Annotated in this window: 19 protein-coding genes and 1 pseudogene; 11 read left to right on the top strand and 9 right to left on the bottom strand. The window is 54.6% G+C overall.

Annotated features, from left to right (window positions below):
* Positions 1-43 precede the first annotated feature (43 nt).
* From GOV87_RS11875 to GOV87_RS11855, 5 genes are all read right to left on the bottom strand, one after another.
* Entirely contained in the window at positions 44-814 is a 771-nt protein-coding gene (locus tag GOV87_RS11875) for an SDR family oxidoreductase (protein ID WP_171126078.1), read from the bottom strand.
* A gap of 214 nt (positions 815-1028) precedes the next feature.
* Positions 1029-1811: a crotonase/enoyl-CoA hydratase family protein gene (locus GOV87_RS11870; protein ID WP_171211913.1), complete on the bottom strand. Its 783-nt coding sequence runs from the start codon at positions 1809-1811 to the stop codon at positions 1029-1031.
* Positions 1812-2052: 241 nt separating this feature from the next.
* A complete protein-coding gene (locus GOV87_RS11865) occupies positions 2053-2919 on the bottom strand; it encodes an acyl-CoA thioesterase II (RefSeq protein WP_171211912.1) in 867 nt (288 codons plus the stop codon).
* A gap of 36 nt (positions 2920-2955) precedes the next feature.
* Complete coding sequence (locus GOV87_RS11860) at positions 2956-3423, bottom strand: MaoC family dehydratase (RefSeq protein ID WP_171211911.1); 468 nt, start codon at positions 3421-3423, stop codon at positions 2956-2958.
* Positions 3420-5303 carry an AMP-binding protein gene (locus GOV87_RS11855; RefSeq protein ID WP_171211910.1) on the bottom strand — a complete coding sequence of 628 codons (1884 nt, stop codon included), beginning with the start codon at positions 5301-5303 and terminating at the stop codon, positions 3420-3422. Before GOV87_RS11855 ends, GOV87_RS11860 begins: the two co-directional genes overlap by 4 nt.
* 248 nt (positions 5304-5551) lie before the next feature.
* Here GOV87_RS11855 and GOV87_RS11850 point away from each other — a divergent pair, with 248 nt between their 5' ends.
* Both GOV87_RS11850 and GOV87_RS11845 read left to right on the top strand, forming a co-directional pair.
* A complete protein-coding gene (locus tag GOV87_RS11850) occupies positions 5552-6124 on the top strand; it encodes a TetR/AcrR family transcriptional regulator (protein ID WP_171211909.1) in 573 nt (190 codons plus the stop codon).
* A gap of 151 nt (positions 6125-6275) precedes the next feature.
* A pseudogene (locus GOV87_RS11845) lies at positions 6276-6740 on the top strand (aldehyde dehydrogenase family protein); the annotation flags it as partial.
* 109 nt (positions 6741-6849) lie between these two features.
* Here the strand turns inward: GOV87_RS11845 and GOV87_RS11840 are convergent.
* Positions 6850-8436: a glycosyltransferase family 39 protein gene (locus tag GOV87_RS11840; protein ID WP_171211908.1), complete on the bottom strand. Its 1587-nt coding sequence runs from the start codon at positions 8434-8436 to the stop codon at positions 6850-6852.
* Between the two features lie 74 nt (positions 8437-8510).
* Here GOV87_RS11840 and GOV87_RS11835 point away from each other — a divergent pair, with 74 nt between their 5' ends.
* Positions 8511-9221: a methyltransferase domain-containing protein gene (locus GOV87_RS11835; RefSeq protein ID WP_171211907.1), complete on the top strand. Its 711-nt coding sequence runs from the start codon at positions 8511-8513 to the stop codon at positions 9219-9221.
* 49 nt (positions 9222-9270) lie between these two features.
* Positions 9271-10338 (top strand): glycosyltransferase family 2 protein, encoded by a 1068-nt coding sequence (locus tag GOV87_RS11830; RefSeq protein ID WP_171211906.1) that lies wholly within the window; start codon positions 9271-9273, stop codon positions 10336-10338.
* A 65-nt stretch (positions 10339-10403) separates the two neighbouring features.
* Here GOV87_RS11830 and GOV87_RS11825 read toward each other — a convergent pair whose 3' ends face one another.
* The gene (locus GOV87_RS11825; protein WP_171211905.1) at positions 10404-11375 is read right to left on the bottom strand and encodes an adenylate/guanylate cyclase domain-containing protein; all 972 of its coding nucleotides are present in this window, start codon (positions 11373-11375) and stop codon (positions 10404-10406) included.
* Positions 11376-12301: 926 nt separating this feature from the next.
* Between GOV87_RS11825 and xylB the strand changes: the two genes are divergently transcribed.
* Genes xylB through GOV87_RS11810 form a run of 3 tightly spaced genes read left to right on the top strand, consistent with a single transcriptional unit; the run spans position 12302 to position 16007 of the window.
* Positions 12302-13759 (top strand): xylulokinase, encoded by a 1458-nt coding sequence (gene xylB, locus GOV87_RS11820; protein ID WP_171211904.1) that lies wholly within the window; start codon positions 12302-12304, stop codon positions 13757-13759.
* Positions 13756-14709 (top strand): aldose epimerase family protein, encoded by a 954-nt coding sequence (locus GOV87_RS11815; protein ID WP_171211903.1) that lies wholly within the window; start codon positions 13756-13758, stop codon positions 14707-14709. The genes xylB and GOV87_RS11815 overlap by 4 nt, the downstream gene beginning before the upstream one ends.
* Positions 14706-16007: a cytochrome-c peroxidase gene (locus GOV87_RS11810; protein ID WP_171211902.1), complete on the top strand. Its 1302-nt coding sequence runs from the start codon at positions 14706-14708 to the stop codon at positions 16005-16007. The genes GOV87_RS11815 and GOV87_RS11810 overlap by 4 nt, the downstream gene beginning before the upstream one ends.
* Here the strand turns inward: GOV87_RS11810 and GOV87_RS11805 are convergent, their stop codons facing one another.
* Positions 16008-17519 (bottom strand): CRTAC1 family protein, encoded by a 1512-nt coding sequence (locus GOV87_RS11805; protein WP_171211901.1) that lies wholly within the window; start codon positions 17517-17519, stop codon positions 16008-16010. It abuts the gene before it with no gap.
* Positions 17509-18726: an ROK family transcriptional regulator gene (locus GOV87_RS11800; protein ID WP_171211900.1), complete on the bottom strand. Its 1218-nt coding sequence runs from the start codon at positions 18724-18726 to the stop codon at positions 17509-17511. The genes GOV87_RS11805 and GOV87_RS11800 overlap by 11 nt, the downstream gene beginning before the upstream one ends.
* Positions 18727-18877: 151 nt before the next feature.
* On the opposite strand from GOV87_RS11800, the gene xylF reads away from it, so the two are divergent.
* From xylF to xylA, 4 genes are read left to right on the top strand one after another with little or no spacing between them, the layout of a single operon-like run.
* Positions 18878-19897, top strand: a complete 1020-nt coding sequence (gene xylF / locus GOV87_RS11795) for a D-xylose ABC transporter substrate-binding protein (RefSeq protein ID WP_171123347.1) — start codon at positions 18878-18880, stop codon at positions 19895-19897.
* A gap of 60 nt (positions 19898-19957) precedes the next feature.
* Positions 19958-21256: a sugar ABC transporter permease gene (locus tag GOV87_RS11790; RefSeq protein ID WP_171211899.1), complete on the top strand. Its 1299-nt coding sequence runs from the start codon at positions 19958-19960 to the stop codon at positions 21254-21256.
* A complete protein-coding gene (locus GOV87_RS11785; RefSeq protein WP_171123344.1) occupies positions 21256-22059 on the top strand; it encodes an ATP-binding cassette domain-containing protein in 804 nt (267 codons plus the stop codon). The genes GOV87_RS11790 and GOV87_RS11785 overlap by 1 nt, the downstream gene beginning before the upstream one ends.
* A 9-nt stretch (positions 22060-22068) precedes the next feature.
* Complete coding sequence (gene xylA, locus GOV87_RS11780) at positions 22069-23376, top strand: xylose isomerase (protein ID WP_171211898.1); 1308 nt, start codon at positions 22069-22071, stop codon at positions 23374-23376.
* Positions 23377-23665: the final 289 nt, after the last annotated feature.

The following is a 23665-nucleotide window of genomic DNA, read 5'->3' as shown; positions in this document are numbered from 1 at the left end:
AATCTTTCCTTTTGAAAGTGGTCTACGGATAGGTCGGGCGCTTTCAGATCGCGGTCAGCCCGCCATCAATGGCCAAAGTGGTCCCGGTGATCATGCTGCCTGCGTCCGAGCAATAAAGCAGCGCCGCCCCCTTAAGGTCTTCGCTACCGCCAATCCGCCCCAGCGGGTTCTGCGCCGCGACGTTTTCGCGCCCCAGCGCATCCAGAGTGCCCGCGGTCATCTTGCTTTCGAACATGCCCGGGGCCAGCGCATTCACCGTTATTCCATGCTCACCCCATTCGTGGGCCAATGCGCGGGTCAGGTTCACAACAGCCGCCTTCGAGGTGTTGTAAGCCACAATTCCCTTGTTGCCCTTTAGCCCAGCAATCGACGCCAGGTTCAGTATCCGGCCGTTGCCATTTGGGATCATCGAGTCCCTTGCGATTAGCTGGCTGAGGCGAAAAACAGAGCGGACGTTAAGGTCCATCAGCTTGTCCCAGGCTTCCATCGCATGATCGACTGCGGGGCTTCCCCAAGTGGCCCCGGCATTGTTGACAAGGATATCGACCCGACCAAGCTTTGCTATGGACTGATCTGACAATGCCACAAGGTCATCGTCCTTACGATTATCCGCCACGATGTAGTCCACACTGATCCCGCGCGCTTCGAGATGCGCCTTGGCATCCTGCAAATCCGTTTCCTTGCGGGACGAGATCACCAATCGCGCGCCGTTGTCACCCAGCACTTCGGCGATCTGCAGACCCAGCCCGCGTGAACCACCCGTTATCACGGCTGTCCTGCCACTCAGGTCGAAAAGCTCATTTGCCTTGGTCATATTTATTTCCTTCTTCGTCAGATTGTATCGGCGGGCAGTTTCATCGGCCCCTTGCGTAGAGGTGTTTAGAATTCCGGTCTTCGTCAGCTCGCACTCGAACCCCTAATGGCCGGAATTCGTTTTTACCTTACGAAAACCCCTGCCAGCCCCGTATCCTTTGCATCAAGCGCGCATTACGGTTCCGGTGCTGCCCCGGCAGCCGGGGGCGTTCGTTTCAACGGCCTTTAAAGACGGCCTCGCGCCGTTCCACGAATGACGCTATGCCTTCGCGCATATCCTCGGTCGCAAGCATACGGTCGCGAAGCTCTGGAATGCAGGCAATCGCAGCCTGTTCCCCGTGTTCAATAAATTTGCGTCCAGCCACTTTCATGGCCTGAACGCCAAGCGGAGCGTTACGGCAGATCGTTTCCGCAATCTCCATTGCGCGTGCGGTTTCATGTCCTTTGGCTACAACCTCTTGGACCAGCCCGATGCGATGGGCTTCTTCCGCGCCGAACTCGTCGCATAGCATCAGGTGGTACATGGCGTTTCCCCAACCGGCGCGGCTGATGTATCGGAAGTGCGCACCACCGAAAGGAGCAATGCCGCGCTTTGATTCCAATTGGCAAAACCGGGTGTCATCGGCGGCAACGGCGATGTCTCCGGCCAGCATCATTTCGATTCCGATTGTGAAGCATATCCCTTTTACGGCCGTGACAATCGGCTTGCTACACTGTCTTTGCAGGCCAAACGCATCAACGTTTCCCTCGGGAATTTCTGGGGGTGTGCTGTTGGGGCCGAAGAACTTTGGCATATCCAGCCCTGCTGTAAAATCTTCGCCTTCTGCGCAGATCACCCCTGCCCATAGGTCGGGTGTTTGCTCTAGCAGGGTCAGGGCGTCTGACAATTGTTCCATCATCTGCGGATGAAAAGCATTTTTCTTTGCCGGGTTGTCGATCGTGATCTTTAGCACGCGGCCTTGGACCTCGTGCCTGACTTTGCCCTGAATATCCTGCATTTCGTCATCCTCCACTGTCGTTCAAACAAGGCTGTCAATCGGCCTTATCTCAGCTTATTCAGAATGACGGTCATCATGCAGATGTCAAGTCCACTGTCCGGTAAGCCGTATGTGGACTGGCGATTTAAGATTATTATTGTCATGCAGAACCCAAGTGGAGCCCAGTGGTCAACGGGCTTGTGCCACAGGCGGTGAACTGCACAAGAAGCAGAAAGGGGGCTTCGATCAAGAATGACGCGACTCAGTTGCGCTTACGTCGCAATAGCGATTCCTGGGCTGTACTCGCGACCAGTTTGCCTTCTTCGGAAAAGATCATGCCGCGGGCCAGTCCACGGCCGCTGCCCGTCCAGGGGCCATCCATCGCGTAAAAGTGCCAATCCTGTAAACGGGCAGGTGCGTGAAGCCAGATCGCGTGATCCAGACTGGCGCCCTGCGCTGTGTTCTGCGACCAGCTCAACCCGTGGGCGCGCAAACCTACGCTCATCAAACCCATATCGGACGCATAGGTCAGATAAAGCTGCTGCAGGCTGGCATCGCCATTTTTGGCTGCGGGTATACGAAACCAAAACCCGTGCTGATCGCTGACAGGTACGGGATTTGCCTCATTCCTGGGATCGACGTCGCGAATCTCGAACTGTGTCTGGTGGATGCGCCTGTTGTCTGCTTCGGCCGAGCCATTTGCGGAACGAGCGGTCGCGGTGCTTTGGTCCGGGGCGCAATCCTGTGGTCCCGGGGCGTCCGGTTTTTCGTGCTGATAGTCCCAGCCCTCATCGGGCACATGGAAAGACCCTGTGAAATTCAGGATTTGCTGGTCGCCCTGCGTGGCGATCACCCGTCGCGTGCTGAACGATCCACCATCCCGCGCATTTTCAACCCGGAAGATCAATGGTTGGTTCGGATCACCCGCGCGCAGGAAATACGAGTGGATAGAATGGCAGCGACGCTCTGCCGACACGGAATGGCGTGCAGCGGCTAGGCATTGGGCAATGACCTGACCCCCAAATAGGCGCGTCGGCACGGCATCGCCGGAAAAGGCAGCCGCGCGAAACAGGTCAGGCCCAACTTGTTCTGGCTGTAATATATCCGCCAGAGAAGGCATTTGCGTCATTTTGGCCCCCGGTGGGATAAGTGGCAAAAGCGCGGATCAGAAATAGGATAGCCCTAGCCACTCCGCGACTAGCGCGGGCGAGTCTTTACCTTCGATTTCGACCGTGACGTTCATTCGGGTTTGGATGGATCCATCGTCCCTGTCCGTCAGCCCAGCAAGGTGAAAACGTCCACGAATACGTGCGCCTGCGGGCACCGGCGAAACAAATCGGATCTTATCGAAACCGTAATTCACACCCATCGTGCGACCAGCGATCCTTGGGACGCCGTTCTGCACCAGTGGCACCAATAGTGACAGCGACAGAAACCCATGCGCAATCGTGCCGCCAAAAGGTGTTTCTGCGGCCCGGTCCGGGTCTATGTGAATGAATTGGTGATCGTCGGTGGCATCTGCAAACTTGTCGATCCGCGCCTGATCCACCGTAAGCCAGTCTGACACGCCAAGCTCTTTGCCGACCCGGCCGCGATAGGCGTCTAGGCTGACTTCCAAAGATGTCTCTTTCATTGTTGTGCCACCACCAGAAAGTCCTTGCGGGTTCCGTTGTAAAGGGCGTCAACAGTGTCTGCGCGGCGTTTGAGAACTTGGCGCTGGTTGACGTAGCCTTTGTCGTTGATTTCGTTTTCCGACAGCGACGGTGGCTCGGCCAGGATGCCAATTGCGCGCACTTGCCGGCTGGAGCCGCCATTGTTCTGGTTCCACCGGTCCAAGGCCTGTTGCACCTGTTCAAGGTCTTCAGGAGCAGGTTCAATAAGTGCACCGTCCACCCGTGTTGCACGTGCGCGGGCCGCATCGTTCAGCCAGACCATCGCGACGATATGCGCGCGGCCTTCGCCGACAACAACCGTGTCGCGCACCAGCCCACCACATTCTAAATTCAATCCCGTTCGGATCGCGCCAACCTGAACAAATGTACCGCTGTCGAGCTTGAAATCTTCGCTGACCCGTCCGGCATAACGCAGGTCATTTGCGATGTTGTCGATGTCTTCAAAGCGGATCGCGTCACCGGTGATGAAGAACCCCTCATCATCGAAAAGTCGTTTGTTCAGTTCGGGCTGATCTACATAGCCGGGAAAGACATTCGGTCCCTTGATCCGCAGCTCGTAACGGTCGTCGCTGAGTGAGATCAGTTTGATTTCAACTTCTGGCACGGGCATTCCGATACGCCCAACCCCGTCATATGGCCAATGGACCGTCGTGACAGAAGGCGCTGCTTCGGTCATGGCAAATCCACCCGATAGCGAAATTCGGCAGCCCCGATACGTCATGGCCAGTTTTTGCAGCCGTTCATAGGTTTCGCCGGGGAATCCCGCTCCGCCGTAATGTACGAAAGTCAGGTTCGAAAAGAACGCTTCGGCCAGCTCGGTATCCTGTTCCATTGCGTCCAACAACATGCCGTATGCCAAGGGCACGTTCGAGAAATTGGTTGGTTTCACCTCGCGGATAGCGGTCAAGCTGCGTTCAAAATCCGGCCCGGATACTGGACGGCCCGAGTCGATATAAAGCGCTGATGCGTGAAACAGCATTTCGTGCAGGATGTGATTACCCCCGAACGTATGGTGCCACGGCAGCCAGCATAGCCGTCGACGTTGGGCGTGAGGAATGCGGATTCCAATCCTTTGCGACATGGCGATATTTGCGCACATCATGCGCTGTGTGTTGATCACACCCTTGGGGTTGCCTGTCGAGCCAGAGGTGAAAAGGATCTTGCCAACGGTTTCTTCGGTCACGGCTGCGTGGGCAGCGGCAACAGCTTCGGTAACCTTGGTGCCCAGCAACTCGGCGACGTCAGTATCACCGGGTCTGGGATGTTCGGACACCAGCTCGCATCCGTTCAGATCCAGCTTGTCCAATGCAGCGGACAGCGTTTGGGCGTCATCAACAAAAAAGAGTTTCGCTTTGGACTGCGCAAATGTGCTTTGCAGACGGGGAAAAGCCTCTGAGAATTTTGCATAGCTTGGCGAGATCGACGCAGCGGTAATGCCGGCCATCATTGCCCCGAACAGAATCTGAGCGTGGATAATGCTGTTGCGCGACAAGACGGCTATGCAATCTCCTTGCTTTAAACCACGGTTGAGCAAAGCTTGCGCGATGGCCTCGCAATTCGCCTTTAGCTGCCGAAAAGTTGGCCCATCCCACCCCTGTGGCCCGCGTTCAGCAAGCGAAAGGCGGTCGGGGTGTGCGCTGGCGGCTGCAAACAGATAGTCGATGACACTGGTTGGATAGTCCGGCAGCTTGTAATCTTGGCGAAGGTAAATGGCGTCGTTACCACGCCGCAGGACAGGTTTTGCCGGAAAATAGGTCAAGGGGCCAAAGACCGGATCGTCATGGGTTTCGATCCCGAGGGACGGGTCAAGTGTGGCGTTAGTCGTTGTGTCGGTGATCACGGCATGTCCTGATTTTAGAATCCTCGGGGTCAGGCCGCGTGGCGTTTGGCAATCTGAAATCGCCGCCGGGCCGCTTAGTCTGTAACGGATTGTGTATGATATACATCATGCAAGTCAATGGGTGCTGAAAAATCGCGTGAAAACTGGACCACACTGGGGATTTCTGTATTATGACTCCAATGCAGATTGACCCAGTTAGTGGTCGTCGACGCACTAACTGGGGCAATGGATTCCGAAGGCCAGCATCAATGGGGTACTCTCAAGCGCAAAAGGAACGTCATCGCGAGGAGATCCTTTCGAACGCAGGTGAACAACTGCGCAGCGGTGGGTTTTCAGCGATTAATGTCGTGTCTTTGATGAATTCCGTAGGATTGACGCATGGCGGGTTCTACGGCCATTTTGAAAACAAGGAAGACCTGCTGGATCAGGCGCTTGAACGCGCGTTGCGAGAAGGTCGTTTGACCCAAAAGCTTAATGCAAGCCCGAAAAAGCCATCCTTTGCGCGCTATGTTGGTAGCTATGTCAGCCCCAAACATCGCGACCTAAAAAGCAGTGGCTGCGCGATCCCCGCGCTTGTGTCGGATGTTTCACGCAGGCCCAAGGCGTCGCGGGACATCATGCAAACTCATATTGATGGCTTCATAAACACCGTCGCCGATTATCTTGGCGGGGATCGCAGCAAGGCAAATTTGGCGGTGGCGGCTATGGTCGGTTCGATTGCGTTGTCCCGGGTCATGACAGACGATGCCAAAGCTTCTGAGATGCTCAAAGCAACCAAGACCTATTTGCTGACGCTTGAGGACGACGAAGAACAAGGCTGATCCCAGCTTCCATGCAGTCCGCGCCGTCAACAGCTCTGTAGATTGTTCAATAGGGTTGGTGATCCTGACTCAGCAACCTGTCGCAAAATGTTCCCCATTCATGCATTTTTGCATCGTAAGTATTGGTTCTTTGCGGTTCTCATGATCAGCCGTCGTCAACAAGGCGCAATTCGACAAGATTCAGGATCTGATCCAGTCTGGCATTGATGAGGGCGCGCGGCTTGTTGCCGGTGGTCCGGGGCGTCCCGAAGGCATGAACCGGGGGTTCTTCGTGCGCCCGACCGTGTTTGCCGATGTCACTCCTGACATGCGGATCGCGCGGGAAGAGATCTTTGGACCGGTGCTTGCGATGATGAAGTTCTCGGACGAAGCAGACGCGGTGCAGATGGCCAATGATACCGAGTTCGGTTTGGCAAATTACGTCCAGACCTCGGATGCTGAAAAGCTGAAACGCGTCTCGCGCCGCCTGCGCTCTGGAATGGTCGAGGCCAACGGCGTACGCCGTGGGGCAGGGGCCCCATTTGGCGGGATGAAGCAATCGGGCAATGGCCGCGAAGGCGGAACATTCGGCATGGAGGACTTTCTCGAGGTGAAGGTCGTATCGGGCTGGTCCTGACCCAATTAAGCAGTCGAGGTGTGGATTTCGGTCCACCCCTCGGCTGTGGATTTATTATTGAGACCCACCAACGACGCGACAGTAGTTTCTGAGGGTTTTCGACAGGTGGTTAGTCGTTTTGCGCGCTTTGGTCCAATTCGCGCAGCAATAGAATTGTAAACTCTTCATTTTGCTCAAAATGCAGAGTTTCTACGCCATAGCCTTCGCCCCCAATCTCGGCCACGATATTCTGAACCAATTGGGCTGCAGTTTGAATGTCCTCAGATACTAGAAAGTGGTTTGACCAAAACAAGACCGGGCACCCGTTAGGCGTATCCATCACCGCCGTCACATGCGATCGAAACTGCGGGCTTGCAATCGAAGCCTCAATCTTTCCTCTGGGGATTTTTAGCCATTTTCGATGAGCGGGCTGAGACAGGTAATACCCGTAAAACCGTTCGGGATCGTCCTCGGTAAAATACGGCACATCGAACCAAACTATGGGCAGAGCGGCGGCGGCACAGCCATCAATGCTGGCGATGTAGTGGCTCGTCTGCTTCCAGGGGCCTTCAGCTTTGTCCCCGGACAGCATGCCTGCCGCCATAGTTACAATAATCGCCAGCGCGATAAATGCTTTCGACAGTTGGTGAAAAATGGCGGTTTCAGGATAGTCTTCAGTCAACCGGAATAAATACTCTACCAGATACACGACACCAATCCAAAACACGGGTGCCAAAACCGTAAACAAGCGGAAAGACAGCATGGGTACAAAGAATATTGTTACAACAATGCCCAAACCTATTGTTAAGGCAATTATTGAAAAATTGAACAACAAACCGCTCACAAAGTCTGGTCCGAGGGCAGCGTGTGGAATTGCTCGTTTTGATCGCTGGAGCAATAGCACAACTAAAATACAAGCCAACCATAGACTTGCCGCAACAACAGGTGGGGATACCAAGGAATCTGCGCCCTTCAAGACTTGCTGAAGAATGAAGTCGAAGTTCGCTTCGAACCAGGTATTGTCTATTTCAACTACGAACTGGGGCAGATGCCACGACAACAATAGCGATGTGAAAAGCAAAACGGTCAAACCCGAGACCGCGACAACCATTCTGTGGCGCAAAGTTCGGCAGCTCAACAACAGCAGTCCGAATACCGCCCCGGAAATCAATATTGAATAGTAGTGGAAGGTGCTTGCAACATTGCAGGCGACCGCCAACGCCACCAACCCTTGGATAGGCAAATGACCAGTGCTTAGCTTTTCTCGGCAACGAAGTGCCAAAAATATGATGACGCTTAGGATCAAAAAAAGAGCGGAGTAGGATCGAGCGTTTTGTGAGCTAAAGAGCCAAACCCCTGATGTTGCCGCGACGGCCACACCAACAAGTCTGGCTACAGGTCTGACCGACGGACCGGGGGCCAAGTAAATTACCGCCAGTGCCATGCATCCGAGAACAGCGGAGTATCCCCGCGCTATCAATTCAAATTGACCTGGGAATGTCTTCAGTACCCACCACAATGTCAGGTAATATCCGGGTGGGTGCACATCCTGTGCTGCCCTTTCAAAAAAAGCCCGCAAGCTGGGGAGTTCAGGATCAGAAAAATACGCTGAAAAAAGCTCGTCAACCCAAAGCGATTTTTCGGCCAACCCCACAAATACCCAAAATATTGAACCCGCGATAACGGATACACAAGCAACACTTAAAAACTTCATCAAATCATTCGCTTTAAACAAATATCATCTGACCGTAGCATATTCCAATATTTAACATGCTGTTGCGAGATATAATCTTGGATTTAAAAGAACATCAGGCCTTGGGCGATCGTGCCGATGATCATTGGTACTATACAGCCAAAGCGAACGTTATCACACAGCATTTTGGCAACCGACCTCACGAGGTACTTGATGTCGGCGCTGGGCTGGGTTGGTTCAGCAAGTGGCTGCTAAGCAACAATTATGCGGATAGCGCAATTTGCGTCGATCCCGGATACGAGGATGAAACTGAAGACCGGCTGCCGAACGGCACATCCATTCAGTTTGTTCGAAGCCTCGACCACTCGAGCGCAGATCTTGTCCTGATGATGGACGTTCTGGAACACGTCGACGACGACGTCGCTCTGCTGAGTGAATATTGGCAGAAAGCCCGTCCTGGCACAGTATTCATCATAACGGTACCCGCTTTCGAATTCTTGTGGAGCGCTCATGATGAATTTTTGGAGCATCGGCGCAGATATACGATCCAGAGCTTAACGAAGACTATTCGCGCCGTAAAAGCTGAACCCGAAGCGATACATTATTATTATGGAGCAATCTTTCCGGCGGCTGCGCTGGTGCGCTTGGCGACCCGTGGGCGCGAGGCGAACAGATCGGATATGAAACCTCTTCCTGACGCCTTGAACGGTATCTTGAAGAGTGTCTGCAAAATGGAGCGTTTCGTAATGAAAGCAAACCGCCTCGCGGGCCTGACTGTGGTTGCGAAACTCGTCAAACCTGTCACCTGAGGGTCTATGCTATGCACGGAACATTGATCTTGGGTAATCTGTGAAACAAATGTCTGAGCCAGCTCTTACCTTGCCATCGCAGACCGATCAGGACGTTTCGATCAGTGGGAAAACTGTTTCGCTTGTTGTTCCATTCTTCAACGAGGCGGATGCCCTGCCGCTGTTTTTCGACGCGATCGGACCCGTTGCCCAGCAGGTTAAGGATGTGCTTAGGCCGGGTGCTCAGCTCGAAGTCGTATTCGTTGACGACGGCAGTACGGATGGTTCGGTTGATTACATAAAGTCTGTAGCAAATTCGCCATTTAGCATTTGCATTGTTAAATTGTCCCGCAACTTCAAAAAAGACAGCGCCTTGGCTGCTGGGCTTCGGCATGCGAGCGGCGACGCTGTCATTCCGATGGATGTGGATTTGCAGGATCCGCCGGACTTGATCCCCAAGATGCTTGAAGCGTGGCAATCTGGGGCGAAAATGGTCAACGCGAAACGCGTTTCTCGCACAGGGGACAGCGTCGGGAAGAGAACACTCAGCAACGCATTTTACTGGGCGATCAACCGAATTTCCGACTATCCTATCGAACCCAACGTTGGGGATTTCCGATTGCTCGACCGCGAGGTTGTGGAACGTCTGAACGAACTGACCGAACGCGTACGCTTTATGAAAGGGCTATTCGCGTGGGTCGGTTTCGACCCTGTTACGATCGAGTATGAACGCCCAACCCGATCGGCGGGGGACACGAATTGGAATTTTTGGAAGCTCTGGAACTTTGCCTTGGATGGTATCACCGGTTCGACAACCTTGCCGATCAGAGCGTGGACCTATTTGGGGACAATGACGGCGATTTTTGCCGTTTTCTACGCCGTATTCATCATTGCTAAAACAGTCTTCTGGGGCGTTGACGCTCCAGGTTATGCATCGTTGATGGTAGTTGTTTTGCTGTTAGGGGCCTGTAATTTGATCGCGTTGGGGCTGATCGGGGAATATATCGGCCGCATAAACGTAGAGACCAAGCAGCGTCCCAGTTATGTTATTGATACGATAATAGAGTTGCCGAAGGGCGAGGCGACGGAAGATCACGAGAATGATATGCCCGTTCGGCAAGGCGATACCGAACAGTAGTAAAAGTGGCTGAATAGGCACCCCGCTTACTAGGCCGGCTTTCAAAGGGTCATTCAGAGACCTAGTTATTGCGACCATTGCAAACGGTAAACAGTATGATCCTTTGGCAATCCTTTGAGGGTTACTGATTTGGCGTCTACAAATTTGAACTCGTGGTGTCCGCTGACCATGGCTCGTGTTTCGTCTGAAACAAGGATTTCGCCCGCATTGGCCGACGACGTAATACGAGCTGCCTTGTTAACCACAGTGCCGAAAAAGTCGCCGCGCGCCAACACGACTTCGCCGGTGTGAATGCCAACCCGCAAACCCAGACGCGGTTCCATATCGGTCAGTTTAACGGCCTCCTGCATGTCGATTGCTGCGAGAAGCGCCTCGTTTGCGGATTGAAAGCTGGATAGCGTTCCATCCCCCAGCGACTTTACGAACTGCCCGCGATGTGCCACAACGATCCCCTCAACAGTCTGAAAATGTTGGTCTATCAAGGCGGACCAGCTTTGGTTGCCCATGGCTTCGGCAAGGGGCGTACTGCCTTCTACATCGGTAAAGAGCACCGAGGCCAAACCTTCAGTCTGAAGTAATTCCGGGCCGTCATTTAGCGCGGCATTTACAAGGCTTTGGATCGCCAACTGCTCGCTGCCTACGAATTCCACATTTGGAAACGGAAGCGACGCGTGCCGATTTATGATCTTCCAGGACGCCCCTTCCAACACGAACACAAGTACAGTGCGGACGATGAATGAATCCCCAAGACCGGGAAAGCCGACTTTGTGGAGGAAGGCTGACCAGCCCGTTTCTCCATTCTCGAAGGCTTCGGCTTCCAGCACTTCCCAAACATCTGGCTCGGGCATTTCGCCGATGAAGTCACCGACACCATCGCGGACGACTTGCCCCCTCCAGAATTCATCTTCGCCGGTTCCGATGAACCGCAACTCAGCCGAGTCTGAAAGGTAATCTTTCAAAACGTGCGTTCTGCGGTATCTGATTGCATCAAACCAGCGCTCTGTTACGGCAAGCAATTCGGGGGAAGTCTTGATCACGATTGAAACTCCCTACTTTGGCGAAGCGTGCAGAAAAGTGGTTCCCTTATCTGCATTCCACTCTATCAGAGATTTGGCTCAAATATGCTGCCGAGGTGCGCGCAGGGTATCAAGCAAGAATTCAGTCAATACTCTGGTTCCGTCGTTGAAAATGAAAGCAGATCAGCGTGAGGGAACCAAAGCTTAGATTGATCCGCGCTAGCGGGGCAAGTTTTCAAGCTCGTTCCAATTGGTGAAGCGATCATTCAATCAGCCCCATGCCAACGTCTGATCTGGGAAATAGAAGTTAAAGTGAGAGGCTGCCGCCCCCGGCACCTTACTACGCGAGGCCCTCTCGACTCCACCGAGCCTTTATTTGGCAAGGGTTGTGCATGTTTTCGGCGTCCTGATGAAACCGCTCATGACAGCTTGGGCACACAGCAAATGTGGTGAACAGTTTCAGTCCCGTTGAGATGTCAGAGCAATATTCCTCACCGCAAATCTCAAGGACCTCTCCGCGTGACATGAGCTCATTTGTGGTGATGCCACAGTGCTGGCACTGCGCCTCTTCCAGGGCAGATTTGACTTCTTCGACTGAGGCGATTTGTTGATAGTTGCATTCAGTGTCGGTCACTCTCTTGCTCCGCGTGATCGTTTACAACTTAACCCTGTGCAATGGGCCTGCTCCGGCCTCGTCCAGTAACTGCTTTGGGAGATGCAGGCTAACGCAACTATTGCGTGTAGACAAGTCAACGGAAGCTTCAGTCTGTGATGGTGGACATGAGGGCCGTTCAACTCGGCAAAACCGTTTCCTGCCGCAAACTATCCACTCGCTGATCTGGCGTGGGGTTGTCGCTATGGGAGGCCAATTGGGCTTAAACTTCTGTTGACAAAATCTGCTTGGATATTAATTTTAGCAACTAAAATAAAATGGATGAGGTCAAAAAATGTATCTCGGATTGGACTTGGGAACATCCGGTCTCAGAGGGATCCTTGTCGACGACACAGGGTCCGTCGCAGGCAGTGCCGAATCCAATATCACAACGTCTTCGCCAAAGCCGGGATGGTCTGAACAGTCGCCTCTGGATTGGGTGGAGGCGTGTAAGGACGTTGTCGGTCAGCTTCGATCTGCGCACGGAACTGCGTTCTCCGCGCTACGCGGCATTGGTCTGAGCGGGCACATGCACGGTGCGACCCTTTTGGATGCCGAAGACAACGTACTGCGGCCTTGCATTCTGTGGAACGACACGCGGGCCTCGAAAGAAGCACAGAGGCTTGATCAACTGCCGGGCATGCGTTCAAGTTCTGGCAACATCGTTTTTCCGGGGTTTACAGCCCCCAAGTTGGAATGGGTCCGCGCAAATGAGCCTGACCTGTTTGCCAAGATTGCCAAGGTACTGCTGCCGAAAGACTTTTTGCGACTTTGGCTGACTGGGGATTACGTCAGCGACATGTCTGACAGCGCGGGAACGTCATGGCTGGACGTTGGGGCGCGGCGATGGTCGGAAATCGCTCTGGAACAAGGTCATATGAGCATCAAACAAATGCCGCGACTGGTTGAAGGCAGTGAACCGGGCGGGGAATTGCGGCCCGAACTGCTGCAAGAATGGGGAGTGTCTGGGCCGGTCGTAGTTGCGGGCGGAGCAGGGGACAACGCCGCTGCTGCCTGCGGGATAGGCAGTATCAGCGACGGGGCTGGCTTCTTGTCGCTTGGAACCTCAGGTGTGCTGCTGGTGTCCAGGGACGAGTACGCGCCAGCGCCGGAAACGGCGGTACATTGTTTTTGTCATTCTGTTCCGGACAGGTGGATTCAGATGGGTGTCATCCTGTCTGCGACGAACAGCTTGAACTGGCTCTCCCGTAACCTGAGCCAGTCCGTTGGGGACCTGGTCGCCTCGCTGCCGGACGATCTGGATGGCCCATCAGAGATCACGTTTCTGCCCTATCTTTCAGGTGAGCGGACGCCGCATAATGACAGTGCGATCCGAGGGGCATTCCTGGGTGTCGATATTTCCTCAGGCACTGCGGACTTGACGCGGGCCGTCATGGAAGGCGTCGCCTTTGCAATGCGGGATTGTCTGGAGGCCCTCAAGAAAACCGGAACCAAACCAACGACCCTTATGGCTGTTGGCGGCGGTGCGCGCTCCCTTTATTGGTTGAAGAAACTGGCCACCGTACTCAATACGCCTCTTACCTTGCCGCAGGGCAGTGAATTTGGAGCCGCTATCGGTGCCGCTCGTCTGGCAATATGCGCCGTCAATGACGCAGATCCGGACACGGTGATGATGGCACCCAAAATCGACAGGGTCATCGAACCTCGTGAAGATTTGGTCGATGCGTACGAAAGTGAATACCAGCGGTACCGGCAATCCTATTCAGCCTTGGCACCTTTCGCAAAAAGATGAGCGTAAGGCGAGACATACCTCCTCGGATCGAAGCGACCGTTCTGAATGATGGCGACATGCGGGTGTCGCTGCTCAGCTACGGGGCGACAACGCAGGGGTGGTGGTACAAGGGTTTGCCAATGATCCTTGGGTACGAAAGTCCGCAGGACTACGTTACCGACAAAAGCTATATGGGTGCAATCGTCGGCCGTGTCGCCAATCGGATCGGAAACGCGCGTTTTCACATGGAAAATATCCGTTATGAACTGGACGCAAACGAGGGTCGGAATTCCTTGCACGGTGGATGGGCTGGCCTCTCGCATCAGAATTGGGCCCTTGAGAAAATAGCGGCAAACGAGGCCGTGTTGCGCCACACATCCCCAGAGGGTGCCGGCGGCTTTCCGGGAGAAGTCAGATTTGAGGTGCGCGTAAAACTGGACGAAACGCGCCTGATCTATTCGATTTCAGCGCAGCCTGATCGACCGACCCCCATAAGTATAGCGCAGCACAATTACTATTGTCTGGGTAGCACGACGGGCATTTCCGGGCATAGTCTGCGGCTGGCCTCACACCGCTATCTTGAAGTGGACAATCAGGGAATTCCCTCGGGCAAATTGGACGACGCAAGGAAGGGCGGGATGGATTTCTCCGAACCCAAGGCGATCAGCGCTACTTTGACGGACTTGGACAACTACTTCGTTTTCGACCCCGCACGAGAGAATGGGCTTCCGGTCGCTGACCTTACCGCGCCTAACGGTTTGCAACTATCTGTTTGGTCTGATCAGGCGGGGGCGCAGGTTTACTCGGGGGCTCACCTTGCGGAACCTTTCCGCAAAAACGCTGGCGTGTGCATCGAGCCGTCGGGTTATCCCAACGCGGTTAACATCCCTGAATTTCCGTCGATCATATACTCTCCTGAAGGGCCATACGCGCAGACATTGATACTTGAGATTTCCGAGGGTGAGACATGAGGTTCGTTGCACCGATTGTTGCTTTCGGCGTGGTGGTCGTGTCCATTATGCCCGCAGCGGCTCAGGACCTCGGGCCAAAACCAGAGTTTGTTGAGCCTGATCTGGACGAGGTCGAACTTGGGCGGCTGCTTTTCTACGATCCGATCTTGTCGGGGAACAAGAACATAAGCTGCGCAACGTGTCATCACCCCAAACTCGGCACGTCCGATGGGCTTTCGCTGGGGATCGGTGAGGGTGGCGCGGGTTTGGGGGAGAAGCGGAAACTCGATGCGGAAAACCCGCCAGAGCAACGAATCCCGCGCAATTCGCCGGGTCTTTGGAATCTTGGCGCGACCGAGTTCACAACCTTCTTTCACGATGGCCGCCTTGAAGCCGATCCGACACGCGAGAACGGTATCAGGACGCCACTGGGCACGCATATGCGGTCAGGTTTCAATTCCGCTCTGGCCGCTCAGGCAATGTTTCCGGTGCTGTCCCCTGATGAGATGGCAGGCCATTACTCCGAGAATGACGTCAGCCAGGCCGTGCGCCTTGGGTTGCTAACGCAGGAAGGCGGGGCGTGGGACCTGATTGCTGCTCGCATCGCGGCCATCCCGGAATACGAACAGCGATTTTCCTTGATCGCACCGGGGGATGCGATCACCTTTTCTGCTATTGCGAATGTAATTGCCGATTTCATTGCCTTTGAATGGCGCGCCGACAACAGCCCGTTTGACCTTGCGATGCGGGGGGAAGCCGACCTGCCGGAAGAGGCAGCGCGCGGAATGCAACTGTTCTATGGAATGGCAGGGTGCAGCACCTGTCATTCGGGCTGGTTTCAAACGGACCACAAGTTTCACTCTATCGCGATGCCGCAGATAGGGCCCGGCAAAGCAGCAAGGTTTGAAAGCCATGTCCGGGATGATGGGCGCCTGCGCGTGACTGGTGACGCAGAGGATTCATTTGCGTTTCGCACGCCTTCGTTGCGCAATGTAACGCTGACGGCCCCCTACGGGCATAGCGGTGCTTATGCGCGGCTTGAAGACGTCGTGCGTCATCATCTCGACCCGGAAGGCTCATTGCACACGTATACCTTGGAACTGGCGGTGTTGCCTGACTTTCCGGGTGCAAAGGATCATCAGGCGTTTTCCGACCCCGAGATTATGGATGCGATTGCCAAAAGCAGCGACCTGCCGAAGATAAGTCTGACGGATCAAGAGATCAGCGCCCTTCTGAGCTTTTTGGGTAGTCTGGAAGACCCCGCAGAACGTCTTGGTGTTCCGGAAAAAGTTCCAAGTGGGTTGCATGTCGACCAATGATCATCGTTCAATTCGAATGATCTGATTGGGGTGGTATTCCTGCCAATCCCCCGCTTCGCCATCGGGCCAAATGACCCGAACTTCGATCGTCTTCGCATCCGTCAGCCCAAAATGATGTAGACCCACGATGCCGCTGGCGTGCCCTCCGCCGATGGTGATTTCCCGGGTCTGCATACCCGCCGCAGTCCTCATCTCGATAAAGCCGCCGACGGCGAAACGGTTTGGCTGATCCTGCGCTATGTCCATCATCACCCAATTCCCAGTGCGAGGGTGGTTTTGATAGACCTCAAGTTCCGAGCCCCTATTGACCACCACCAGATCAAGCCAGCCGTCATTGTTGAAGTCAGCCAATGCCGCACCGCGCGACTTGGCCATAGAAGCAATGCCAGCCTTGGCCGAAGCTTCGTGGAATTGACCATTCTGCTGTTGTAACAGCAGGTTGTTGGGGTCATTTAGCGCCGCGTCCGGCATCTGCTCGACATTTCCTTTGGTGACGAAAATATCGTCCAGACCGTCGTTGTTGACGTCGCCAAACTGCGCATGCCATCCGGTCGATGGGCGACCGTCGCCTCCAGTGTGTGGCCTGTGGGCGGTTGTGCCTTTGTCGTAGGTGGCGTCACGCCAAGTCGGGCCGCCAGTTTTGGGGTCGAAGATCTGCAATTTCTGATCGCCCATCGAAGTCAGATAAACTTCGGGAAAGCCATCGCCTGTCAGATCCCGCGAAGCGATGCCCATTCCCCAGATCGAATATGGCAACCATCCGTCTTTTTGCGAATAGGTGCGTGGGGTGGCCTCCATAGCCCATAACTGCTCTTGCCCACCGCGCACATAGTAATGGCGATCGTTACTGACCCGCAAATCCGCTTGTCCTGAGCGGGACCAGTCCGAAAACAGGACCGACAGCGCGCAGTAACCCGGCTCGAGATATTCCGGCGGCTGATAGCTGCGGCCGTTGGGGCGGTATAGGACCGTGGGTCCGCAGGCCTCAAACGGGCCATCGGGATTCCGGCGATCAACATAGGTGCCAAAGGCCAGTGTTGGAAGGGTCTGATCAACTTCCCAGGTGGCAGAGAACCCGGTTGTCCAATGGTCCTCTGATTGGAAACCAAGGGTGTCGAAAGGGCGGAAATTGCAATCGGATTCGCCCTTCAAAAGCAGATCAGGGCCAACGCGTAAAACGGCCAGATCCAGAACACCATCATTGTCGACGTCCAATGGGTAAGCCCCGGTTACGCTGGTCAGTGACAATTGCTTGGGCGTATCAGCACGAAATGAAACGCTGTCGAGCGATGTGTTCTTAAACAGTTGGGCAGGATTGGTCCCACCCGCGGCGAAAAGCTCGGGCAGCCCGTCCCCGTCGCAATCGAAAACGGCGACCCCACCGCCCACAAAGTGCTCCCATCCGCCATCATAGGTATGGGCGCCTATGTCAATCTTCTGGAATTGCGGAGCTTGGGCTTCTGCGGTGGACGCAGATGCAAAAGCGAACAGGATACAAAGCTCAGGACGCATGTGTCGCCAGTTCCTTCACCTTCAAGATCGAGACCTGCTCAATCCCGTAAGCCGCAGCACCCTTGGCCCACATCAGGTCGCCCCAGTGATGGACTTTGATTTCCGGCAAGGGGGTATCGACATTCACTACGCCACTTCGAATTCGGGTCATCACCTCGTCGGAATACAGGTGTTCCAAGTCCATCTGAGCGCCTGACAATATAATGCGTTCCGGGTCAAACAGGTTAATCAGGTTGGATATCCCCAGACCAAACATCTGTCCCGCGCGGGCCAGAACGGACTTGGCCCTTTGGTCTCCGGAACGCGCGTTTTTGTGGATTTCCGTTACGGTTTCCGTTCCAGTGCTTTGATCGGCAACGGTTGCTTCCCGGATGAGCGCATAGTCACCGACATAGGCCTCAAGGCAGCCCCGCTGGCCGCATTGGCAAAGCGCGCCGTCCAGTTGAACTTTTGTATGGCCAAACTCTGCTCCGCAGCCACGTTCCCCGCGATACAGCTTGCCGTCCAGCACAATACCAAGCCCAACGCCGTGTTCGATCGTGACGACAAGAAAGTTCTTTAACCCCTTACCTAATCCAAAAAGTTGTTCCGCCTTTGCCACCAGATTGGCGTCGTTTTCAATGAAGGCGGGGCAGGGCAATTCAGTTTCCAGAAATTGACTGAAATCGACGTTTCTTTCGGTCAGGGAAGAGGACCAGTGGACAAAGTTCCTTTCTGCATCCACCAGACCGGCAATCCCAATTGACACGCCGGACAGGGTGTCGATGGTTTCGTTAATCTGAGCGCAAGCCTGATCCATGGCTTTGCGAATGGTCGCCACAAAAGCGGTTGGGGTCATTCGGGCGTCGTCCAGCGGATGTTTGTATGACGTAACCTCATTGCCTTCGAAATCCACAAGAATGACCGAGATCATGTGGCGCGCCACCTTAAGGCCCGCAACAAGGTATGAGCCGCCATTCAACTGAAGCAGGACTCTGGGCCGCCCCCTTTTGGCAGACTTGGATTGTTGTTCGGTTTCGATCTCTTTGATCAGCCCCGCAGAAATGAGGTCGGCCGTGGCGGCGGTAACCGTCGCCGGGCTGGTCTGCAATGCGCTGGCGATATCTATCCGTGAAATCGAGCCTCTGGTCCGGATATGTTCCAGCACCCGCAGGCGGGTAATGTTTCGCTGGTCTGCGGCATTTTGAGAAGCTTTGCTTTTCAGCATCTTGGCCTCGCGAATCTGGTCTTGTCCCCAATCTATTTGGATTTCACCGCTTCTAATAGACTAAATATTTTACCGACTGAAATAAATATGGTATTCAAATTCGTGAGAGCCGCGAATCGAAATGCGATGGCTCCGCAAATGGGAGGAAATCATGAAACGAATTCTCAGCTTTTCGGCTGTGGCCACTTTGTTGGCTTCGACCGCATTCGCAGAGCCAGTGGTCGGCGTAAGCTGGTCGAACTTTCAGGAAGAGCGTTGGAAAACGGATGAAGCAGCCATCAAGTCTGCGCTTGAAGCAGGAGGCGCCGAGTATATTTCGGCAGACGCGCAATCGTCTTCCGCAAAGCAGCTTTCGGACATTGAAAGCCTGATCGCCCAAGGTGTAGACGCGCTTATCATTTTGGCGCAGGACGCGCAGGCAATCGGGCCGGCTGTTCAGGCTGCGGCAGACGAAGGCATTCCGGTCATCGCTTACGATCGCCTGATCGAAGACGACCGTGCGTTCTATCTGACCTTTGACAATGTAGAAGTCGGCAGAATGCAGGCCCGCGCTGTTTTTGAGGCAATGCCCAAGGGCAACTACGTGATGATCAAAGGCTCTCCTACGGATCCGAACGCTGACTTCCTGCGGGGTGGACAGCAAGAGATTATCGGCGCGGCAGTCGACAGCGGTGACATCGTAATCGTTGGAGAAGCCTACACGGACGGCTGGCTGCCCGCGAATGCGCAGCGGAACATGGAACAAATCCTGACTGCAAATGAGAACAACGTGGATGCAGTGGTTGCGTCGAATGACGGCACCGCAGGCGGCGTTGTCGCTGCTTTGACAGCGCAGGGTATGGAAGGCATTCCGGTCTCTGGTCAGGATGGTGATCACGCGGCGCTGAACCGTGTCGCGCTGGGTACTCAGACTGTTTCCGTATGGAAAGACGCCCGTGAGCTCGGCAAGGCCGCTGGCGAAATCGCCGTGGCTTTGACGGGCGGTACAAGCCCCGCTGACGTCGAAGGTGCGATTAGTTGGACATCACCGGGTGGCACCGAGATGAGTTCGGTCTTCCTTGCGCCTGTTCCGATTACCAAGGACAATCTTTCCGTTGTTGTGGATGCCGGATGGATTCCGTTGGAAGATCTGTGCCAGGGCGTTGAAAACGGACCGGCCCCTTGTAACTAAGCTTCAAAGTCCCTGGCCCTTTCGGGGCCAGGGACCATTGCTGAATATGAAAGATCGGAAATGACCGAAACTTCGTCTCAGCCGGTACCTGAAAAAGCGAAACCCAGCCTGTTCCAGCAGTTGGAACTGGACATGCGGCTTTTGGGAATGATCGGCGCGTTTGTCATCCTGTGCATCGGGTTCAACATCTTTACGGATGGCCGGTTCCTGACGCCTCGGAACCTGTTCAACCTGTCCATCCAGACGGTTTCGGTTGCCATTATGGCGTGCGGGATGGTGTTCATAATCGTCACGCGGCACATAGATTTGTCGGTCGGAGCATTGCTGGCGACAACGTCGGCAGTGATGGCAATGACGCAAACCGAGCTGTTGCCGCAGGTACTTGGGATGGGTTTGAACAATCCTGCAACCTGGGCGATCACCATTGTCGTCGGGCTGTTAGTGGGCACGCTGATTGGTGCGTTTCATGGCTGGTTGGTCGGTTATCTGACGATACCAGCATTCATTGTCACGCTTGGTGGATTCCTGGTTTGGAGAAACGTGGCGTGGTATCTGACCAGCGGCCAAACGATTGGTCCGCTGGACAGTACATTCCTGATGTTCGGCGGAACCAACGGAACGCTTGGAACCACAACAAGCTGGCTATTTGGTTTGTTCGCTACGGCGGTCGCCATTTGGGCTTTGTGGAGCGGTCGACGTGCAAAAGCGTCACATGGCTTCCCCGTCAAACCTGTTTGGGCCGAGGCCACTCTGGCCGGGATCATCGCACTCGCAATACTTGGGTATGTCTACATCGTAAACAGCTACGCCATTCCGACACGTCGGCTGCAACGTATGTTCGAAGCACGCGGCGAAACTATGCCGGAGGGGCTGGTCGTCGGGTACGGCATACCAATTTCTGTCCTCATCCTGATCATCGTCGCGGTAACCCTGACGATCGTAGCGCGGAAAACTCGTTTTGGACGCTATATCTTTGCCACCGGTGGAAACCCGGATGCGGCAGAGCTTTCCGGCATCAATACGCGACTGCTGACCGTTAAGATTTTTGCGCTGATGGGCTTTTTGTGCGCCGTTTCTGCTGTGGTCGCCTCGGCGCGCCTTGCAAACCACTCGAACGATATTGGCACGCTGGATGAATTACGGGTCATCGCGGCCGCTGTTATTGGTGGGACCGCGTTGTCTGGTGGCATCGGCACCATTTATGGTGCGATCCTTGGCGCATTGATCATGCAGGCGCTGCAATCTGGTATGGCAATGGTTGGCGTCGACGCGCCGTTTCAGAATATTGTGGTCGGCAGCGTTCTGGTGCTGGCCGTCTATATCGACATCGTCTACCGCAAGCGATTGGGGGCCAAGTGATGCAAGCTCAGGATACGCATGAAACCTCTGTGAAGTCTGGACGCGGCTCTGGCGAAGCGCCATTGGTCGAGATGCGCGATATTTCGATCTCCTTCGGCGGGATCAAGGCCGTCGACCATGTGTCGGTCGATCTTTATCCGGGTGAAGTCGTGGGGCTGCTGGGGCATAACGGGGCCGGTAAGTCCACGCTGATCAAGGTCCTGTCGGGCGCTTATCAAATGGATCACGGCGAGATTTTGATTGATGGCAAGCCGGTCGAGATCGCGAACCCTCGCGATGCGCGCGCAAATAACATCGAAACCATCTATCAGACACTTGCCTTGGCAGACAATCTGGACGCGACCTCAAACCTCTTCCTGGGGCGTGAAATGACCACGCCTTTTGGTTTGGTCAACGACGCAGCCATGGAGGCCGAATGCCGCAAGATCATGGCACAACTCAACCCGAACTTTCAGAAGTTCAATGATCCTGTCTCTGCGTTGTCGGGTGGTCAAAGACAATCTGTGGCGATCGCGCGAGCCGTCTATTTCAACGCGCGCATTCTGATCATGGATGAGCCGACAGCAGCGCTTGGGCCGCATGAAACTCAGATGGTGGCTGATCTGATCCACCAGCTAAAGGCGCAGGGCATCGGCATATTCTTGATCGACCACGACGTGCATGCCGTTATGGAGCTGTGTGACCGCGCCTCGGTCATGAAGAACGGCAAACTGGTTGGGACGGTCGATATTGCGGACGTCACGGATGACGACCTTTTGTCAATGATCATTCTGGGCAAGCAGCCAGCACAAAAAGCAGAATAGGGGGCAGACATGCCAAGTGGATTTTTTGACGGGATTGAGCAGATCCAGTTTGAAGGCGCAGACAGCAAGAACCCATTGGCGTTCCGGCACTACAATCCGGACGAAATTGTCATGGGCAAACGGATGGAAGACCATCTGCGGTTTGCTGTGGCGTGGTGGCACTCATTCGCATGGGAGGGGGGCGACCCCTTTGGCGGGCCTACATTCGAACGCCCGTGGTATCCACAAGATGACATGGGTCGCGCGCGCCTAAAGGCGGACATTGCTTTTGAACTGTTTGATCTTCTGGGCCAGCCATTCTTTTGCTGGCACGATGCTGATATTCGGCCAGAGCAGGGCAATTTTGCCGATAATCTGAGAACCCTTGAGGAAATCACCGATTACATTGGCGAAAAAATGCAGGCGTCTGGCACCAAGCTGCTTTGGGGTACGGCCAATATGTTCAGCCACCGCCGTTGGATGGCTGGTGCCAGCACAAACCCTGATCCTGAAGTGTTTGCATTTGCCGCAGCAACAGTGAAATCGTGCATGGATGCGACCCACAAGCTGGGCGGTGAAAACTATGTTCTTTGGGGTGGCCGGGAAGGCTATGAAACCCTTTTGAACACGGATTTGAAGGCCGAGTTGGACCATATGGGCCGGTTTTTGAACATGGTCGTTGAGTACAAGCACAAAATTGGGTTCAAGGGCACTATTCTCGTGGAGCCCAAACCGCAGGAGCCGTCCAAACACCAGTACGACTACGACGCGGCGACGTGTATCGGATTTCTCAGGAAGTACGGTTTGGAGGGCGAGGTCAAATTGAACCTCGAGCAGGGGCATGCGATCCTGGCCGGGCACAGTTTCGAGCATGAAATTGCGGTCGCTGCTGCCGAAGGGATGCTTGGTTCGATCGACATGAATCGAAACGATTACCAGTCCGGGTGGGACACGGACCAGTTCCCGAATAACACGCCAGAGGTTGCCTTGGCTTATTACTACATTCTGAAGGCCGGTGGTTTTACGACCGGGGGCACAAACTTTGACGCAAAGGTACGGCGCCAATCCATTGACGCAGAAGATCTTGTTGCAGCCCATGTTGGTGGAATGGACATCTGTGCCCGAGGCTTGAAAGCTGCGGCCGCCATGATTGATGACGGCGGTTTGGAGGACGCGTTGTCAGAACGGTATTCCGGTTGGAGTACACCAGAAGCGGCGTCCATGTTGGACAGCAGTCTGGAAGAAATCTCCGCTCGTGTTCTGCGGGAGAATACCAACCCTGAACCGCGATCCGGGCGTCAGGAAATTCTGGAAAATTATGTGAACAGGTTTGTGTAGCCAAGAAAAACAGCAACCGGGTACTGTCAAAAGAACATGGATCAGAACGGCCTAAGTCGTTCGTTGCTTTCGTTCATGTATAAGCGGTTCCCATCAGAACATTCCGGCCGGGAAGGACCAATTTCCGGCCTCGTGCGTTTAGTTTGATGATGCGAGTGGCTTGCGTAACTTGCTGCTCAACTCTTAACGCCCGATAAGTCCCAAGAGACTTTCCCGCTAGCCAGAGAAACTGTGGCCGTTTCAGGTGCATTTCGAGATTGAGCACGAGGTCGACTGATGCAGGCTCCAA

The organism is Ruegeria sp. HKCCA5426, from assembly GCF_013034585.1.
Taxonomy (GTDB): domain Bacteria; phylum Pseudomonadota; class Alphaproteobacteria; order Rhodobacterales; family Rhodobacteraceae; genus Ruegeria.
The sequence above is the reverse complement of the archived record's forward strand: the minus strand, read 5'-3'. Positions and strand labels throughout refer to the sequence as shown.

Bases quoted from the DNA above. Each gene is read 5' to 3' on its own strand.
- xylB (WP_171211904.1), top strand. From the start codon at position 12,302: ATGTATCTCGGATTGGACTTGGGAACATCCGGTCTCAGAGGGATCCTT.
- GOV87_RS11850 (WP_171211909.1), top strand. From the start codon at position 5,552: ATGGGGTACTCTCAAGCGCAAAAGGAACGTCATCGCGAGGAGATCCTT.
- GOV87_RS11805 (WP_171211901.1), bottom strand. From the start codon at position 17,519: ATGCGTCCTGAGCTTTGTATCCTGTTCGCTTTTGCATCTGCGTCCACC.
- GOV87_RS11870 (WP_171211913.1), bottom strand. From the start codon at position 1,811: ATGCAGGATATTCAGGGCAAAGTCAGGCACGAGGTCCAAGGCCGCGTG.
- GOV87_RS11815 (WP_171211903.1), top strand. From the start codon at position 13,756: ATGAGCGTAAGGCGAGACATACCTCCTCGGATCGAAGCGACCGTTCTG.
- GOV87_RS11875 (WP_171126078.1), bottom strand. From the start codon at position 814: ATGACCAAGGCAAATGAGCTTTTCGACCTGAGTGGCAGGACAGCCGTG.
- GOV87_RS11865 (WP_171211912.1), bottom strand. From the start codon at position 2,919: ATGACGCAAATGCCTTCTCTGGCGGATATATTACAGCCAGAACAAGTT.
- GOV87_RS11860 (WP_171211911.1), bottom strand. From the start codon at position 3,423: ATGAAAGAGACATCTTTGGAAGTCAGCCTAGACGCCTATCGCGGCCGG.
- xylA (WP_171211898.1), top strand. From the start codon at position 22,069: ATGCCAAGTGGATTTTTTGACGGGATTGAGCAGATCCAGTTTGAAGGC.
- GOV87_RS11810 (WP_171211902.1), top strand. From the start codon at position 14,706: ATGAGGTTCGTTGCACCGATTGTTGCTTTCGGCGTGGTGGTCGTGTCC.
- GOV87_RS11800 (WP_171211900.1), bottom strand. From the start codon at position 18,726: ATGCTGAAAAGCAAAGCTTCTCAAAATGCCGCAGACCAGCGAAACATT.
- xylF (WP_171123347.1), top strand. From the start codon at position 18,878: ATGAAACGAATTCTCAGCTTTTCGGCTGTGGCCACTTTGTTGGCTTCG.
- GOV87_RS11785 (WP_171123344.1), top strand. From the start codon at position 21,256: ATGCAAGCTCAGGATACGCATGAAACCTCTGTGAAGTCTGGACGCGGC.
- GOV87_RS11830 (WP_171211906.1), top strand. From the start codon at position 9,271: ATGTCTGAGCCAGCTCTTACCTTGCCATCGCAGACCGATCAGGACGTT.
- GOV87_RS11790 (WP_171211899.1), top strand. From the start codon at position 19,958: ATGACCGAAACTTCGTCTCAGCCGGTACCTGAAAAAGCGAAACCCAGC.